General features: G+C 20.9%; 15 protein-coding genes and 4 tRNA genes. 6 read left to right on the forward strand and 13 right to left on the reverse strand.

Going from position 1 to position 18,171, the window contains the following annotated elements; all coding sequences use genetic code 11:
• Window positions 1–60: 60 nt before the first annotated feature.
• From hflC to miaA, 3 genes are all read right to left on the reverse strand, one after another.
• On the reverse strand, window positions 61–975 hold the full coding sequence (gene hflC, locus RJX12_RS02295) for a protease modulator HflC (protein ID WP_343192143.1): 915 nt from the start codon (window positions 973–975) through the stop codon (window positions 61–63).
• A 221-nt stretch (window positions 976–1,196) separates the two neighbouring features.
• On the reverse strand, window positions 1,197–2,186 hold the full coding sequence (hflK, locus tag RJX12_RS02300) for an FtsH protease activity modulator HflK (protein ID WP_343192145.1): 990 nt from the start codon (window positions 2,184–2,186) through the stop codon (window positions 1,197–1,199).
• A 54-nt stretch (window positions 2,187–2,240) separates the two neighbouring features.
• Entirely contained in the window at window positions 2,241–3,209 is a 969-nt protein-coding gene (miaA, locus tag RJX12_RS02305) for a tRNA (adenosine(37)-N6)-dimethylallyltransferase MiaA (protein ID WP_343192397.1), read from the reverse strand.
• Window positions 3,210–4,606: 1,397 nt separating this feature from the next.
• Between miaA and orn the strand changes: the two genes are divergently transcribed.
• Window positions 4,607–5,146: an oligoribonuclease gene (gene orn / locus RJX12_RS02310; protein WP_343192146.1), complete on the forward strand. Its 540-nt coding sequence runs from the start codon at window positions 4,607–4,609 to the stop codon at window positions 5,144–5,146.
• 136 nt (window positions 5,147–5,282) lie between these two features.
• Window positions 5,283–5,355, forward strand: a tRNA-Gly gene (locus RJX12_RS02315).
• 221 nt (window positions 5,356–5,576) lie between these two features.
• On the opposite strand, the gene rpmE is transcribed toward RJX12_RS02315, so the two are convergent.
• Entirely contained in the window at window positions 5,577–5,789 is a 213-nt protein-coding gene (gene rpmE / locus RJX12_RS02320; protein WP_343192147.1) for a 50S ribosomal protein L31, read from the reverse strand.
• Between the two features lie 510 nt (window positions 5,790–6,299).
• Here rpmE and hslV point away from each other — a divergent pair.
• From hslV to RJX12_RS02335, 3 genes are all read left to right on the forward strand, one after another.
• Window positions 6,300–6,830 carry an ATP-dependent protease subunit HslV gene (gene hslV, locus RJX12_RS02325; protein WP_343192148.1) on the forward strand — a complete coding sequence of 177 codons (531 nt, stop codon included), beginning with the start codon at window positions 6,300–6,302 and terminating at the stop codon, window positions 6,828–6,830.
• Window positions 6,831–6,841: 11 nt separating this feature from the next.
• Window positions 6,842–8,176: an HslU--HslV peptidase ATPase subunit gene (gene hslU, locus RJX12_RS02330; RefSeq protein ID WP_343192149.1), complete on the forward strand. Its 1,335-nt coding sequence runs from the start codon at window positions 6,842–6,844 to the stop codon at window positions 8,174–8,176.
• Window positions 8,177–8,536: 360 nt separating this feature from the next.
• A complete protein-coding gene (locus tag RJX12_RS02335; protein WP_343192150.1) occupies window positions 8,537–9,286 on the forward strand; it encodes an FAD-binding oxidoreductase in 750 nt (249 codons plus the stop codon).
• A 228-nt stretch (window positions 9,287–9,514) separates the two neighbouring features.
• Here RJX12_RS02335 and RJX12_RS02340 read toward each other — a convergent pair whose 3' ends face one another.
• The 3 genes from RJX12_RS02340 to dapF form a co-directional block, all read right to left on the reverse strand.
• Window positions 9,515–10,738 (reverse strand): hypothetical protein, encoded by a 1,224-nt coding sequence (locus tag RJX12_RS02340; RefSeq protein ID WP_343192151.1) that lies wholly within the window; start codon window positions 10,736–10,738, stop codon window positions 9,515–9,517.
• A 1,045-nt stretch (window positions 10,739–11,783) separates the two neighbouring features.
• Window positions 11,784–13,061: an MFS transporter gene (locus RJX12_RS02345; RefSeq protein ID WP_343192152.1), complete on the reverse strand. Its 1,278-nt coding sequence runs from the start codon at window positions 13,059–13,061 to the stop codon at window positions 11,784–11,786.
• 238 nt (window positions 13,062–13,299) lie between these two features.
• Complete coding sequence (gene dapF / locus RJX12_RS02350; protein WP_343192398.1) at window positions 13,300–14,127, reverse strand: diaminopimelate epimerase; 828 nt, start codon at window positions 14,125–14,127, stop codon at window positions 13,300–13,302.
• Between the two features lie 133 nt (window positions 14,128–14,260).
• Here dapF and cyaY point away from each other — a divergent pair, with 133 nt between their 5' ends.
• Window positions 14,261–14,584 (forward strand): iron donor protein CyaY, encoded by a 324-nt coding sequence (cyaY, locus tag RJX12_RS02355; RefSeq protein ID WP_343192153.1) that lies wholly within the window; start codon window positions 14,261–14,263, stop codon window positions 14,582–14,584.
• Between the two features lie 568 nt (window positions 14,585–15,152).
• Here the strand turns inward: cyaY and RJX12_RS02360 are convergent.
• The 6 genes from RJX12_RS02360 to leuD form a co-directional block, all read right to left on the reverse strand.
• Window positions 15,153–15,229: transfer RNA gene (locus tag RJX12_RS02360), tRNA-Pro, on the reverse strand.
• 27 nt (window positions 15,230–15,256) lie between these two features.
• A tRNA-His gene (locus tag RJX12_RS02365) sits at window positions 15,257–15,332 on the reverse strand.
• Window positions 15,333–15,375: 43 nt separating this feature from the next.
• A tRNA-Arg gene (locus tag RJX12_RS02370) sits at window positions 15,376–15,449 on the reverse strand.
• 172 nt (window positions 15,450–15,621) lie between these two features.
• A complete protein-coding gene (rho, locus tag RJX12_RS02375; protein WP_343192154.1) occupies window positions 15,622–16,881 on the reverse strand; it encodes a transcription termination factor Rho in 1,260 nt (419 codons plus the stop codon).
• Between the two features lie 210 nt (window positions 16,882–17,091).
• Complete coding sequence (gene trxA, locus RJX12_RS02380) at window positions 17,092–17,430, reverse strand: thioredoxin TrxA (RefSeq protein ID WP_343192155.1); 339 nt, start codon at window positions 17,428–17,430, stop codon at window positions 17,092–17,094.
• Between the two features lie 128 nt (window positions 17,431–17,558).
• Window positions 17,559–18,167: a 3-isopropylmalate dehydratase small subunit gene (gene leuD, locus RJX12_RS02385; RefSeq protein WP_343192156.1), complete on the reverse strand. Its 609-nt coding sequence runs from the start codon at window positions 18,165–18,167 to the stop codon at window positions 17,559–17,561.
• Window positions 18,168–18,171: the final 4 nt, after the last annotated feature.

Raw genomic sequence — 18,171 nt, forward strand, 5'->3', positions numbered from 1 at the left:
AATCTTTTTAAATAATAAATAGTATAAATTGAATAAAATATTATTTTATAAAGGTTAAAATTAATTAGCTAATATTTTATCATGATTATCTATATTATATATACTATCATATATACTTACCATTTTTATAAAATGAAAAAACATAGGTTCTTTTATAAAAATGTTATTCAGTATTTTATCAATAATTATTTTTTGATCACTTTTAATTAACAATTCTTTATTTTTAGCTTCAGCTAACAACTTTGTTACTTCATAATTTGCTTTTAGCTTAATTTTAGATGCTTCTATTTGTCCTTTTAATCTTAAACTTCTAGAAATATCTTGATTTTCAGAATTCATAGTATTTATTATAGAATTAACGTCAATAGTAGATAAGTGAATATTTTTAAGACATATATCTACAATTTTAATTCCTAAATTAGACACGTCATCTATATTGATATTTTGTGAAGAATTACTGTTACTATCTTTTATATTATAGTTTTTAAATTCAGATTTATGTAAAACAAATAATTTATACATAGCATTGTTAAGTCTATGAACCATATCGTTTTTATTTTCATCTGGAATAATCAATTTATTTATTTCAGCACACAACATATTATCAACTCGATTTTTTAATAACGTTTCTATTTTATAAAAATTAAAATTATTATTAACTAAATAATCACTATTTAAATTACATATTTTCCATTGAATATAATAATTAAAAGTACAATTTTTGTTCTCTTTAATTAATAAACAACGAGATCTATTTTGTGTTATATTTAATTTCGTATCTATTTTCTTGATATAATCTACTATTGGTAATTTATAATGCAAACCAGGATTATAAACTATAATATTATTATTTTTATTCCTGATTATTTTTCCGTGGCGAATTAATATACCACGTTCTCCTTCTGATATTATAAAACAACAAGAAAATAAAGAAATTAACAAACAAATTATAAAAACAAAACAAATTTTATGCATATTCTTATTTTCCTTTGTTTTTCATATAAAATATATCTTTTGCTTAATAGTTTATTTTATTTAATTAAAATATTAAAATAATATATTTACTTGTAATAATAACTATATATTTATAATAATATTAATAATATATTTATTATAAATTACCTTTATATTTTTTAAATATAACATTATTTTGAAAAATATAAAGATTTTGAATAAATAATTTTACTAATATTTTATTAATTATGTCTGATAATATCTAAAATATTTACATGTTGTACATTATTATCATTAACTGATACAATATTATTTATTTTACTAATTTTATAATTATAAAATATTTTTAATAAATGAATAATATTTCCTTTAATTGTAGATATTTTATATTCTTTATATAATCTAGCTTGATTGATAATATCATCATATTTTACATGAGCTAACCAAATTATTTCATCTGAATATTTTTTAGCTATATCAATATATTCTTGACGATTTTGTTTAGCTAATGAAATGTCAATAAATGAATCTATTACTGAATCTGGAACACTAAGATTTAAAAAATTAATATTAAATATAGTAATTCCAAGATCACATAATTTAACTTTTCTTTCAATCTCTTTCTGTATCTTATTTATAATTTTAGCGTGATCATATTCTAATATTGCATTATTTTTTTCTGATCCAATCACTTTGTGTAATACACCATCTATAATTTGATGTAAATTGTTCTCAGGATTTGATATAGATAATAAATATGAATTAGGATTAACTATACGATATTGAACATTAATAGTTATATTACACAATTTATTATCTGAAGTGAGCGCTAAATATGTTAATATTTTTTCTCTAATTACTTTAGTATCTATTAATTTTACATTATATAATAAAATTGGTCTCCAGTGTAACCCTGGTTTAACTAAACTATGGAATTTGCCAAAACTTGATAAAACTCCTTGTTCAGTTTCTTTTACAATATAAAATCCCGTGAAAAATATAAGTAATAATATACCCACTAAAAATATAATAATTTTATTTTTAATATATTTACACCATTTTATATTATTTTTATAATGTATTATTTTTTTCTTTAAAAAAATAAAAAAACGTTTTGAATTATAAAAAATATTTTTTATTTTTTGATTTATTTTTTTTAATACTTGTAATTTGTTTTTCTTCTCACCCCATGGATTTAATCCAGATTCATCCTCAGATTCATTCCAAGTCATATAAACACTCCAAATAAAATCATTTTTATATATATAACGTTCATTATTTAATAATTATAAAAAATATTTTTTTAAAAACAGATTTTTTCTTAATATAGATAATACATGATCTACGATACAATTTTCATGTTCATGATATATAAAATATGCATCTTTCCATTTTTTTAACCAAGTCATTTGATGTTTAGCTAATTTACGTGTTGCGAATAAAGTTTGCTGTATCATTTCTTTATAACTCAAATGATTAGATAAAAATTTCCACATTTGAAAATATCCTATGCGACGTATAGAACATGCGTTAAGATATAAGTCTTTTCTCAAAAATAATTTTTCTACTTCTGTTTGGAATCCTATTTTTAACATATTATTAAATCTAATTTCAATTTTTTTATGTAAAGACTTCATATCTTTTGGCAATAATAAAATTTTAATAACAGAATACGGAAAATCAGAAATAACAATTTTTCTTAATTGAGATAAAGTTTTTCCTGAAATAAAATAAACCTCTAACGCTCTTAACACTCTTTGTAAATCATTAGGATGAATTCGATATGCAGATTCAGGATCTATTATTTTTAATTGGTTATGTAATTCAACAACTCCAATTTTTTTTACTATATTCAGAATTTTATTACGTAAAAATATATTAGCAGGAGGTAATACAGATAAACCATTTAATAAAGCTTGATAATATAACATTGTTCCTCCAACTAATACAGGTATTTTATCATTTTTAATAATTTCTGAGATAGATATTAAAGCATCATGTCTAAATTCACCTACAGAGTAATTTTCACTTGCATCTTTAATGTCAATTAATCTATGTGGTATTTTTTTTAATTCATATTTACTAGGTTTAGCTGTACCTATATCTAAATCTTTATAGACTAAACCAGAATCTACACTAATGATTTCTATAGGAAGATATTTACTCAAATTTAATGATAAATTAGTTTTTCCACATGCAGTAGGACCTGTAATAGCTATTACTAAAAAATTATTTATTTTTTTTTTATATATCATAAAATATAAATCAATAATTAAAACTAATTGACGAATGTATAAAACTAGAATAAACATTCTCTGTCTATTACAATAGCTAAAACGACATTATATTAAATATTTTACATTATATTTATAGTTTATTTATTTACAACATGTAAATAATTTATACTATAAATAATATTATTATATATTGTAAAATATATAATTCAATAAAATTATATATCATATAAAAAATGTTAAATATTATTAATATGTTAAAAATATTTTTACTATTTTATAAAATATTTTTATTTAAATTAATTTAAAATATTTAAAAAAAATTATACACCTAAAAATATCTATAATTTTATATGTACATATAGACTATTTTATATTAAACATAAATTATATTAAACAAAATAATCTAATGTACGTAAAATATAAATATTAAATATCACTTAAAATAATATTTTTACATTATCAATATAAAAATATGTTCTAACAAAAAAAAATAATTTAAAAAAAACAAAAATATTTTTTTAATTTAAATATAATTATAAATACATTAACAATTTATATTATCTTTATATTAAAATAATAATCAATTTTATTATTAATACATAGTAATATAATTTGATTAATTGGTCTAGAATAAAAAATATTAACATTTTGTAATAAAATTTTATTCTTTACTTATTATTTAAATATTTATTTTAATAAATTTATATAATATTTAACGTATATCACATATTATACATTATATCTACAATTCAAATACAATTTTTATAAAATATTTTTATATTAATAAAGTTATTTTTATATTGTTAAATTAATTTTATTTTATATCTTTAAAACAAAACAATAAAAATAAATTTAATTTAATTGTATTATAGTATAAATATATTACTAAACATATATAAATCATTTAATAACTGTATTATTCAAATAAAATAAATTTTTTATTGTAGATTTAATATATTATATATTTATTAATTTACTATTTTAAAAAAATATATTATTTTATCCCATAATAAAAAATAGTAAAAATATTTTTTCACAAAATTTAAAAAATAATAATTAACAAAAATATTAACTGTTATAAAATATATATAAAATATTTAATTACGATTATTAAAATAAAATATAAATTATTTTTCAAGATTTATTATAATCAGATATAATAATTGATCGTAAGAATAACTGAAAGAAATATATACATATATATATCATAACTTTTATATCATATTTTTTGAAAAGTAATAATCTTTAACAAAATTAAAAAAATAAAAAATTATTTTTTTTTAACTTAATAATATTAATTTAATTAAAATCCTAATTTTAACTATTTTCTATCATAAAAATATTATTATAAAATTGAATACTTTTTTACTTTTAAACTATATTTTTTAATTTGATAATTTATATTAATAAAAAAAATGAACAAAAAAAATAATTTGATTTGGATTGATTTAGAAATGACAGGTTTGAATCCAAAAAAAAATAAAATTATTGAAATTGCAACATTAGTAACAAATAATGATTTAAAAATATTATCTACTGGCCCAGTAATAGCAATATACCAATCAGAAAAAATTTTAAAATCTATGGATATATGGAATATTAATATACATACCAAAAGCGGATTAATTAATCGAGTTAAAAAAAGTAAATATAGTGAAAAAAGTGCTGAACTTAAAACTATTAATTTTTTAAAGAAATGGACAACATTCAATACTTCTCCTATGTGTGGAAATAGTATTCATCAAGACAAATATTTTTTATCAAAATATATGCCTTATTTAAAAAAATATTTTCATTACAGGCATATTGATGTTAGTACATTAAAAGAACTAATTGTGCGTTGGAAACCACATCTTGCTTCAAAATATAAAAAAAAAAATTATCATTCAGCATTAAATGATATCAAAGAATCTATAAAAGAACTATTATATTATAGAAAAAATTTTATAAAATAACAATTTTTTTTATTAATTTTTATTATTATAATTAATTGCTGATATATAATTTTTTCATACTATTGAATATTAAAAAAACTCATGATAAGATAATATATCTTATTATAGAGATTTTATTTATAAATATATAATATCTGCGGGAATAGCTCAGTTGGTAGAGTACAACCTTGCCAAGGTTGGGGTCGCGAGTTCGAATCTCGTTTCCCGCTAATTTTTTATAGTTTATAAAAAAAATAAATCTGGTAAAAATACTAGTTCAGTTCATAAAAAATTTAAATATCAATTATATATTATTTAGCTTTATAATATTAAATAAGTTATATTTACAAAAAATGTTATCATATAATTAAATATTAAATAAAAATAAACCACATTCTTTAAATAATCACATATATAAAAAAATATACAATTTTATACTGTAAAATATGTATTATAATTTATTTAACATTGAAAAACGTTTGTTAAATTTTTCTATCTGACCACCTTTATCTAATGTTCTTTGTTTTCCTGTATAAAATGGATGGCATCTATAACACACGTCAAGATGTATATCTTTGTTCAACGTAGAAAAAAAAGACATAACATTTCCACAAGAACATAAGGATTTAATTAAATTATAGCTTGGATGAATATTTTTTTTCATATAACACCTTATTAATATTATTAGTTACATTTAAAATAAAAATAATTGATAATTTTAATGTTATTAATAAAAACACTTGAATTAAATTATTTTTATTTATAAATTATTAATATATGAAATATTAATTAAATTAATTTAACTGATATTAAATATTTTTACAATATATTTTATACATCTAATAATATCAATTATATCTATAAAAATATTTTTCATGCTATAAAAAAATAATACATTTCTATACACATATCAAATATAATTATTATTTATCTATATGTGCTTAAATATATTTTCTAATATACTAATTAAATTTATAATACATATTATATTAAATATATTTAGTTTTATAAATTAAGTTCTTATAGGTGTAATATTTCTTTAAAGAAGCAATACATAAATTTATAATATAATGGTGTATTATTACATTAATACATTTATTATTAATAATATATATGAGAACAGTTTATAATAATCAATATATAACATAATATGGATTATTAAGGACTTAATCTAGTGACAACGATTTTAAGTGTTCGATTAAAAGATAAAGTAGTCATCGGTGGTGATGGTCAAGCTACTTTAGGAAACATAGTAATGAAAAGTAACGTAAAAAAAGTTAGAACACTTTATCATGAAAAAGTACTAGCTGGATTTGCTGGTGGAACAGCAGATGCATTAACTTTGTTTGAATTATTTGAAAAAAAACTTGCTATGTATCAAGGAAAGTTACTACGTTCAGCTATAGAATTAGCTAAAGATTGGAGAACGGACCGTGCGTTACGAAAATTAGAAGCTCTATTAGCTGTTGTAGATAAAACCACATCTTTAATTGTTACTGGAAATGGTGATATCATCCAACCAGAAAATGATTTAATTGCTATAGGTTCAGGTGGTCCTTATGCGCAATCGGCAGCTATAGCTTTATTAGAAAACAGTTCACTTGCAGCTGATCAAATTGTTAAAAAATCACTTCATATCACATCTAATATTTGTATATATACAAATAATAATTTTACTATTAAAGAATTACCTTCAGAAAAGTAAGGATGATTTATATGTCTGAAATGACTCCTCGTGAGATCGTCAGAGAATTAAACAAATTTATTATCGGTCAAGATAAAGCAAAACGTGCTGTCGCTATAGCTTTAAGAAATCGTTGGCGTCGAATGCAATTAAATAATGAACTAAGAAGTGAAATTACACCAAAAAATATATTAATGATTGGGCCAACTGGCGTAGGTAAAACAGAAATTGCCAGAAGATTAGCAAAATTAGCTAATGCTCCATTTATAAAAATTGAAGCAACTAAATTTACTGAAGTAGGATACGTTGGAAAAGAAGTAGATTCAATTATTCGAGATCTTATTGAAATTTCTATTAAAAAAATACGTTTAAAAACTATTAAAAAAAATAAATTACTTGCAGAAGAACGAGCAGAAGAAAGAATATTAAATGTTTTAGTACCTACTCCTAAAAAAAATTGGAAGGAAAATGAAGATAATAATAGACCTTCTAATACAATTCAAATATTTAGAAAAAAATTACGAGAAGGAGAATTAGATGATAAAGAAATTGAAATTAATATATCTACTACTCCAATGGGAGTAGAAATTATGGCTCCTCCAGGTATGGAAGAACTAACTAACCAATTACAATCTATTTTCCAAAATTTAGGAGGAAAAAAGAAAAGTATAAGAAAATTAAAAATCAAAGATGCAATGAAATTATTAACAGAAGAAGAAGCAACGAAATTAATAAATCAAGATGAATTAAAGAAATCAGCTATTCATGCAGTGGAACAACAAGGTATTGTTTTTATTGATGAGATTGATAAAATTTGTAAACGTAATGGTACTTCATCTGGACCAGATATTTCACGTGAAGGAGTTCAACGTGATTTATTACCTTTAATTGAAGGCTGTACAGTTTCTACAAAATATGGAATGGTCAAGACAGACCATATCTTGTTTATTGCTTCAGGTGCTTTTCAAACAGCAACACCGTCTGATTTAATTCCAGAATTACAAGGTAGATTACCAATTCGAGTAGAATTGAAAGCTTTAACTATTAATGATTTTGAAAGAATATTAACAGAACCTACTACATCAATTACAATGCAATATATAGAATTAATAAAAACAGAAGGAGTATTAATAAATTTCACTAAAGATGGAATACATCATATTGCAGAAATAGCTTGGAAAGTCAATGAATCTATGGAAAATATTGGAGCGCGTCGTCTTTATACTGTATTAGAACGTTTAATTGAAGAAATATCATTTAATGCTAGTGATAATAGTGGAGTTAAAATAGACATTGACAGTAATTATGTTAAAAAATATTTAGATAAATTAATATCGAATGAAGATCTTAGTAAATTTGTATTATAGAATACATTATGTTAAAAAAATATTAAATTTCTTATATCAGTGATATTTATAATATAGGAAAGTAATATGTAACTTTTTATTTATATAGAGTATTATATATACTGATACTCTATATAAATAACATATATCTTCAATTAAATTATTTTAAAACTACAAAAACATTTTATTAATTTAGGCATTGTATATATTAATAAAAATTTTAATAAAAATATTTTTTATATACAAAATATAATTATTTTTATTATTATTTTAAGCTAATTATTTATACATTACACATAAAAAATTTATCTAAAACTAATTAAATTAATTTTTTAAAAAATAGATTATATTTATGTTATTAAAAAATATTAGGAATAAATTATGAATGAATGGGTTGTAGGAAGAATTATTAAAATAAATCAATGGAGTAAAAAATTATTTAGTATTATTTTACACGCATCAATAGATCCTTTTATTGCAGGACAATTTGCTAAATTATCTTTTCAAGATATACATAAAAAAACAACACGTGCTTATTCTTATGTCAATTCTCCTAATAATAAAAATTTAGAATTTTATTTTGTATTAGTTCCTCATGGAAAAATAACTGATAGACTTAGCAATTTGAAAGTAAATGATGAAATATTAATTACTAAAAAATCTTCTGGTTTTTTTACTTTAAAAGAAATTCCAATTTGTGAAAATTTATGGATGTTAGCTACTGGAACTGGTATAGGACCTTATTTATCTATATTACAAGATTATAACAATAAAATAAAAAAATTTAAAAATATCATTCTTGTTCATGCGGTAAAATATCATCATGAATTAACTTATTATAATTTAATGAAAAAGTTAAAAAATCAATACAACGGAAAGCTACATGTACATATAATTCTCAGCCAAGAAAAATATGGTAATTACTTGCTAGGAAGAATTCCAAATTTAATTAAAGATAATACTCTTGAAACAGTAGTCGGACTACCAATGGATCCAATTTCTTCTCATGTTATGTTATGCGGTAATCCTAATATGGTCAGAGATACGAAAGTAGTACTTATAGAAATAAAAAATATGAAAAAACATTTTAAACGTCGTGCAGGTCATATTACTAGTGAAAATTACTGGTAAAAAATATGTGATAATAGTGAATAAAGTTCAATGTACATTATTATGTTATTTATAATCATATATTAATATATGATTATAAATAATTATTATATTACAATATACAAAAAATCAATAGATTGAATAAAGGAATATAAATTCCATTTTATATCCCTTATTTGATTATACTTTTATTCTATTTATAACATTTATCAAATAATAAATACAATATAACTCTGTTATCTACTATTATTATTTTAAGAAAGATAAATAAGCTACTTTAGGATCTTGATCTTTAGATATTAATAAGTGTACTTTCATTCCTACAACATTATGCGGATTTTGCACAGGAAAATCTTTATTATTTAATTCTAAATTAGCTATATGAGTTGCAGTAATGTAAAATTTTCCATTATTCAATTCTTGTATTTCATATGATATCACTGGATTTTTTTGCATATATCTATACATGGATGGATATTTATTATATAAATCATAATAGAATTTTGAAAAAATAGTTGGAGTTATATAAGATGAAATTAATTGCCTTGATTGAAGATTTGGAATAATTTTTTTAAATTCATGAAATATTGTTAATGGTGAAAATTGAGAGAGTTTATGACCATTAATGGTTATTAAAGAATGTTCTCCTGTATGGATAAAATTCTTACCTAATTTATTTGTGTTATTTAAATCATAATATTTGTTTTGGAATTGTTTTACGAAATTATTTTCTGTTTCCAAAGCCTGTGATTTATGCAAAGGCTCCCAAACAATGTTATTTAATTCTTTTTCACTTTTAAAAAATGTATTTCTATATCTTGGTGGATATAAATATCGATCAGGAACAATATTTTTGTTAGTAATATTATTTAATGATACATCTTTTTTAATATTAGAGATATCATTTTTATCTGATGGTAATACATTATTATTATCTTTTAAATTATTTTTATTATTTATTGTTTTGTCTAGTTGTTCATTAATAGCACTCTTTACTGCAATTTTACTTAAATGATATACATACTTATTTATCATATTTTTAGTAAAGTTAAGAGAATTATTGAATGATTCTTCTCCGAAATTCATTAATTGATTAATCGCATTAATATCAGGTTTTTGTTCTATTTCTATTATAGTAGGAGTAAGAAGAGTATTTAATTTACGAGTTTTTACATTTACTGAATCATTTTCTGTTTTGTTTGTTGTTAAATTATTTTGATTTAATGATTTTTTATGAATGACATCATTTTTATCATTTAATAATACATCAATAGGAGCAATAATATATTCAGTTTTTATATTATTATTTCCAGATGTTAAATTAACTGTAGTTCTTATATTTGAAGGTTTACCTAATAGATTATTTGGATTATTTATGCTAATTTTACTTATTTTGTTATTATTTTTTTTATATTGTATTTTATTGTTTACATTTAATAATTGTATATTATCAATTATAGATATGGATGACATAGTTTTATGCCCTCTCTTTTTTCATTATGATTTCTTTTTACTAGAATTTAGTTTTTTAGTCAAGTTATCAAATGCATTATTTTTACAAACATTAAACTAATTTCATAAAAATACATTAATATAATAGATATTTTTATAATAGTTTTATTTTTTTTTATTTAATAAACAACATATTTATAATATAAAATTTCATTTATTATATTAAATTTAATAACAATATATAAAAAATTTTTAATATATGTTAAATTTTATTTAATAATTTAAGTAAATTTAATTGTATTTAACGACAAATGTATATTATATAAAAATATGTATAAATATATTATATTTATTAAAATAATAATTTTTTAATAAAAAATAATTTTTAAAAAATATTTTTTTTAAAGTATAATATATTTATATATATTAAATTCATTTTAATCAACATTAATAACAACATTTTTATGAATTTTTAATATATAATATGGAATTATATATTAAAAATAATATCATTTTGAACATATATTGAAAATCGTTATTTAACTTAATAAAATATGAATCTAATTATAGAAATTAAAAAAAATAGTAATGCGATTAAATAATCATAAAATAATAAAATATATTAAGATAGACATATGTTTTTTAATTTATTATAAGTAAAATCTTATTTTTTAAGAAGTCAATTAACATTGATTACTATAGTAATAAATAAATAAAATAGGCTAATTAATTATTAACTAATTTTAAAAATTTATTTATAATAAAATTGTTACCTATATAAATACAATAAAAGATTAATAATAAATTCTAATTAACTATGTAAAGGTACATATTTATTATATTTTTTTTATAAAAAAAAATTATTAGACGTTTTATTTTTTTAAATAAATTGTTTTCATTAATTTTAATATTTCAAATAAGTTTGATTTATTTAAATAAATATAGTAACTACATTATTAGCAACATGGTGACACAACAATTAAAAAAAATAATAATAAATATTATTATTATTTATAAATGATTTCATTAAAAAATACCTTATCTATCTCTAATAATACTAAATTCATTATGTTTCTATATTATTTAATTTTATAGCTAAAATTATTCCAATAAGTAACGTACTAATAATTAATAAAGAAATACTATTCCAACCACCTAGATACCAAAAAAAACCACCACATGTTCCAAAAACACTTGAACCTAAATAATAAAAAAATAAATAAAGAGATGATATTTGTGCTTTACTACTATTAATAGCTTGATGACCTATCCAACTACTTGCTATTGAATGAGCAGCAAAAAAACCTCCTGCAAATACCATTAATCCAAAAAAAATAATAACTAATTCGCTAAATAATGTTAATATTAATCCACATATCATTAAACATAAAGCCCCAATTAATATAATTCCTTTATTATATTTTTCAGTTAATATACCAGCTTTAGGAGAACTATATACTCCTATTAAATATAAAAAAGATAAAAAACCAATTGTTGCTGGACTAACAAAAAAAGGAGATATCATTAAACGATATCCAACATAATTAAATAAAGTAACAAAACTACCCATCATAATAAAACCCATAATAAATAGTTTAGATAATACTGGATTTTTACATTGAAATAAAAATTCACATAATAATTTTTTTATGTTTAATGAAGAGCTTTTAAAATTACTTGATCTAGGTAATAAATATAAAAAAAAACAAGAAGATATTAAAGCACTAAAACCGATCACTCGTAAAGCAATATCCCAAGAAAAATAACTAGATAAAATACTCGTTATAAAACGACCTAAGCATCCTCCTATAGTGTTTCCGCTAATATATAACCCCATAGCCAATGCCAAAAAATTGGGATCTATTTCTTCACTTAAATAAGTCATAGATACAGCTATGACTCCGCTTAATGCTAATCCTGTAATAGATCGCATAATAATAACAGCCTGCCAACTATTCATGATAGAACATAAAATAGTACATACAGCAGCTAAAAATAAAGAACTAAACATAATATTTTTACGACCCAATCGATCTGATAAAGGACCTGTAAATAACATACCGATTGCCATCATACTTGTTGCTGAAGATAAAGATAAGCTACTTTGAGCAGGACTTATATGAAATGTTTTAGAAAATAAAGGCAAAATAGGTTGCACACAGTATAAAATAGCAAATGTAGATAAACCTGCTGAAAAAAAAGCTAGTATTACTTTGGTAAATTTTTTAGTACCTTTTTTTATATATATTTTCTTTGGTTGTATAGTAGATATTTTGTATTTTAATTGGTTTTCATTTTTATGAATATTAAGTGCTATTTTTGAATTTAAACATTTTTTTTGCATATATAAAAAAATTTCCTTTTTAAATAATTTAAAATTATATAGTTATTATTTTTATTTAAAAACAACATATAAAAATATGTTATAATATGAAATATTATTAATTATTTTTAATAATATACATCAAAAGTTATAATTTTATTATAAATAAATATTATTTTTTTATTAAAAAATTTAAAATACTTAAATTATAAAACATTTTTATAAATATATTAAATAATAAAAACAATAAATTTTATTTTTATATTATAATATAACCATCATATACATGTGAAACAGGACCAATCATATATATCGGATAACCAGGTCCTTTCCAAGAAATCTGTAAAGTTCCACCTGTTAATTTTACTATTACATTATTATTTAATATTTTTTGTAAAATTCCAATAACTACTGCAGCACATGCTCCACTACCACATGATTTTGTTTCTCCTACTCCACGCTCGAAAACTCGCAAATGAATATTTTCTTTGTTTATTATTTCCATAAAACCAACATTAACACCTTCAGGAAAAAATATATGATGAGATATTAATTTTCCTATTGATTTAACTGGATAATTATATATTTTTTTTACAATAATAGTACAATGAGGATTACCTAAAGATACCATTCCAAATTTAAAAATTTTTTTTTGTATTAATAAGGAATATGTTAATTGTGTTTTTGTAAATAACGAAGGTATAGATACAGGATTAAATTCAGGTACCCCTATATTTACTTTAACAACTTTATCTTTTATAACTTCTAAAGACATTGTTCTCGTATATGTACTGACAAAAATTTTTCTTTTATAAGTTAATTTTTTAATTAATACAAAATAAGCAAAACATCTAGCTCCATTACCACATTGTTTTACTTCATTTCCATCAGAATTAAAAATACGATAATGAAAATCTATTATTGGACTATTTGATTTTTCAACTAATAATAATTGATCAAATCCTATACCTGAATATCTATTCGACCATTTTTTAATTAACTGATGTGATAAATTATTAATATTTTGTGTAATACAATCAATTACCATAAAATCATTTTTTAAACCATGCATTTTAGAAAAAAATATTTTATTTTTTTTTATATTCTGTAACATAATTGTTACCTTTACTTAATATTAGTATTAAATTATTCTACTAACAATTTATAATTATTAATAGATAATATAAAAAATTTAAAATATATAAAAATAATAGGTAAATATGAAAATTGACATTTTTAAATTTCACAAAATAGTAGATAAATTAATGATTCATATAGAAGATACTATCTATAAAAATTTTGATACACAAGACATCGATTGTGAAATACAATATCGTACTATGATACTTACTTTTTTAAATAAAAATCAAATTATTATTAATAGGCAAGAATCATTAAGACAAATTTGGTTAGCTACTCAATACAATGGATATCATTTTATATATTATAATCTACAATGGATTTGCAATAAATCTAGAGATAACTTTTTTAATATATTAGCTAAATCTTGTACAATAGAAACAAATAAAATTATTTATTTTTAATACATATATTATTTGAAAAATAATCGACATAATTTACATTAACAATATTTATTATAATATTCACAATACAATACTTTATGAATAAAATAATATTTTATGTATATAAAATGATTTTACAAAGAAAGAAATAATAAATAATGAGATGATGTATATTTTAATAATGGATTTTAAATAAATTGTAAAATAAAAAATATTGATATATATATTTATGATCCATTAACATATTAAATTAAAAGATTTTCATTATATTAATGAATATCAACATTCTTTTATATATTATATAATAAATTATATAATCAGTAAGAGTTATATATATATCTAGTTAAAAATAAACAAATTTACTTTCATTACAATTCAGAATTATGTATAAAAATATATAATATTGTTTATTATATTGATAATCAAAAATTACTACCATTCACCTTTATTTAAATAATAATGATCTATTTGATTAATGATATATCAGTGTTTTTTTATTTAGTTAATCTAAAACTAAGTATATAAAAAATTACAGTTTAATATTATAAATATAATGATAATTTATATTATATAATAATAATTTATATTATGGTCGGCGAGAGAGGATTTGAACCTCCGACCTACTGGTCCCAAACCAGTTGCGCTACCAACCTGCGCTACTCGCCGAAGATATATTAACGTTACTATATACTGTGGGGTGGTTAATGGGACTTGAACCCATGACCACTGGAATCACAATCCAGCACTCTACCATCTGAGCTATAACCACCAAAATATAATTTAAAATTAAATAATTATTTATGACAAATTAATACGTCCGACAGGATTTGAACCTGAAACCTCTACCTTCGGAGGGTAGTACTCTATCCAATTGAGTTACGGACGTATAAATATATAATTATATATTATAATAATAGATTTATTGTAAGATAATGTCCAGCTTTTTATAAAAAAAACAAAAAATATGTATTATATATATAATATTATTGTAAATAATATAGTTTAATTGATATTTAATATATATAATAAAGAAGATTAAATAGTGAATGGAATAGTTCTTAAGACCTTTTCATCATATTAAAAAATTCGTTATTAGTTTTAGTCATAGCTAATTTATTAATTAAAAATTCCATTGCATCAATTTCTCCCATTGGATGAATAATTTTTCTTAAAATCCACATTTTCTGTAATTCTTCAGGTAAAGTTAATAACTCTTCTTTTCTTGTTCCAGAACGATTATAATCAATAGCAGGAAATACTCTTTTTTCTGCAATTTTTCTCGATAGAGGAAGTTCCATATTTCCTGTACCCTTAAATTCTTCATAAATTACTTCATCCATTTTTGAACCAGTATCTACTAAAGCTGTAGCAATAATTGTTAAACTTCCACCTTCTTCAACATTTCTTGCTGCTCCAAAAAATCGCTTAGGACGATGTAATGCATTTGCATCTACTCCTCCTGTTAATACTTTTCCTGATGCAGGTACTACAGTGTTATATGCTCTAGCTAAACGAGTAATTGAATCAAGTAAAATAATTACATCTTTTTTATGTTCAACTAATCTTTTTGCTTTTTCAATAACCATTTCAGCAACTTGAACATGCCTTGAAGCTGGTTCATCAAAAGTAGATGCTACTACTTCTCCTTTTACTAATCTTTGCATTTCAGTTACTTCTTCTGGACGTTCATCAATAAGTAATACCATTAAGACACAATCAGGATGATTATAAGCTATACTTTGAGCTATATTTTGTAATAGCATCGTTTTTCCAGCTTTAGGTGGAGCAACTATTAAACCTCTTTGACCTCGACCGATAGGAGAAGCTAAATCTAATACACGAGCAGTAATATCTTCAGTGGAACCATTACCTCTTTCCATACGTAAACGCGAGTTGGCGTGAAGCGGGGTAAGATTTTCAAACAGTATTTTATTTCTAGCATTTTCCGGTTTATCATAGTTTACTTCATTTACTTTTAATAAAGCGAAATATCTTTCTCCTTCTTTCGGTGGTCTAATTTTTCCAGAAATAGTATCTCCTGTTCTTAAATTAAATCGACGAATTTGACTGGGAGATACATATATATCATCAGGACCTGCTAAATACGAACTATCAGATGAACGTAAAAAGCCAAAACCATCCTGTAATATTTCGAGTACTCCATCACCAAATATATCTTCTCCACTTTTAGCATGTTGTTTTAAAATAGAAAAAATCATATCTTGTTTACGAATACGTGCTAAATTTTCTAATTCTATATTTTCACCAAGAGTAATTAATTCAGTAACCGGTATGTTTTTGAGTTCGGTAAGATTCATAATGGTGGGTTCTTAATAAACTTGAGGTATATATTGAAATGTTATTTATAAGTCACACAATAAATAAAATATATATTTATTAGTTAAATTTTTAATTTAGTAATTTTTACGTTATAAATTTAAAATAATATTGATATATTTCATATTATCATATTTTTTTTAAAAGTCTAGCGGTTCTATATAAAGTTTAAAAAAACCGCTATTGATATATTAACTTACAATTAAATGTTTGTCTAAAATTTCTTTTAATTGTACTTTAGATAGTGATCCAATTTTAGTCATTAATAAATTGCTGTCTTTAAAAAATAATAAAGCAGGAATCCCTCTAATTGAATATTTAGGAGCGGTATTTGGATTTTGATCAATATTAATTTTAGCTATAGTCAATTTATCTTGATATTCTACAGCGATTTCTTCTAAGATAGGTGATAAAATTTTACAAGGATTGCACCATTCTGCCCAAAAATCAATTATTAATAGTTTTTTTTCTTGCGTAATTAATTTTTCAAAATTATTGTCATTAATAGTAATTATTTTAGTATTATTCATTATTTATACCAATATTGTTTTGTCTATAAAAATATTATTTTTATGTTGAAATATAAAAATAGTGAAAATGATTTTACTATATTATTGATTAATAAAACATTTCCAATATATAGAGAAATAATTCAAAATTATTTTGATGTAAAAAAATCAAAAATATTTTTTTCATAATCATTTATTTTTTGTATATGTTGTAACGTTAAATCAATTGGATCTAATTTATTCATTATACAAAATTTATGTAATTTGTTTATCTTAAAATAATATATTTGTTTATCTGCTATTATTATATTATTTTTAAAATCTATAGTAAATTGTATTCCAACTTTATTTACTGATATTTTAAATAGATTTTCTATTTCTTGTTTTGATAATGTAATAGGAACTAATTGATTATTAATACTATTATTATAAAATATATCGCTAAAACTAGATGATAATATAACTTTAATACCATAATCTATTAGTGCCCATACTGCATGTTCTCTAGAAGAACCACATCCAAAATTATCTCGAGTTAATAAAATAGATGCATTTTTGTAGCAAGGTTTATTTAATATAAAGTTATTGTTTATTTCCTTTCCATAATTATCGTTAAAACGCCAGTTATAAAATAAATACCGTCCAAATCCTTGTCTAGTAATTTTCTGTAAAAATTGTTTTGGAATAATAATATCAGTATCTATATTAGACATATCAATTGGCAAAACAATCCCAGTAAATTGATTTAATACAGTCATTTTT

It is taken from the genome of Buchnera aphidicola (Formosaphis micheliae), from assembly GCF_039403185.1.
Classification (GTDB): domain Bacteria; phylum Pseudomonadota; class Gammaproteobacteria; order Enterobacterales; family Enterobacteriaceae; genus Buchnera_C; species Buchnera_C aphidicola_B.

Coding starts and splice junctions, on each gene's coding strand:
- hflC (WP_343192143.1), bottom strand. CDS start 975: ATGCATAAAATTTGTTTTGTTTTTATAATTTGTTTGTTAATTTCTTTA.
- hflK (WP_343192145.1), bottom strand. CDS start 2,186: ATGACTTGGAATGAATCTGAGGATGAATCTGGATTAAATCCATGGGGT.
- miaA (WP_343192397.1), bottom strand. CDS start 3,209: ATGATATATAAAAAAAAAATAAATAATTTTTTAGTAATAGCTATTACA.
- orn (WP_343192146.1), top strand. CDS start 4,607: ATGAACAAAAAAAATAATTTGATTTGGATTGATTTAGAAATGACAGGT.
- rpmE (WP_343192147.1), bottom strand. CDS start 5,789: ATGAAAAAAAATATTCATCCAAGCTATAATTTAATTAAATCCTTATGT.
- hslU (WP_343192149.1), top strand. CDS start 6,842: ATGTCTGAAATGACTCCTCGTGAGATCGTCAGAGAATTAAACAAATTT.
- RJX12_RS02335 (WP_343192150.1), top strand. CDS start 8,537: ATGAATGAATGGGTTGTAGGAAGAATTATTAAAATAAATCAATGGAGT.
- RJX12_RS02340 (WP_343192151.1), bottom strand. CDS start 10,738: ATGTCATCCATATCTATAATTGATAATATACAATTATTAAATGTAAAC.
- RJX12_RS02345 (WP_343192152.1), bottom strand. CDS start 13,061: ATGCAAAAAAAATGTTTAAATTCAAAAATAGCACTTAATATTCATAAA.
- cyaY (WP_343192153.1), top strand. CDS start 14,261: ATGAAAATTGACATTTTTAAATTTCACAAAATAGTAGATAAATTAATG.
- rho (WP_343192154.1), bottom strand. CDS start 16,881: ATGAATCTTACCGAACTCAAAAACATACCGGTTACTGAATTAATTACT.
- trxA (WP_343192155.1), bottom strand. CDS start 17,430: ATGAATAATACTAAAATAATTACTATTAATGACAATAATTTTGAAAAA.
- leuD (WP_343192156.1), bottom strand. CDS start 18,167: ATGACTGTATTAAATCAATTTACTGGGATTGTTTTGCCAATTGATATG.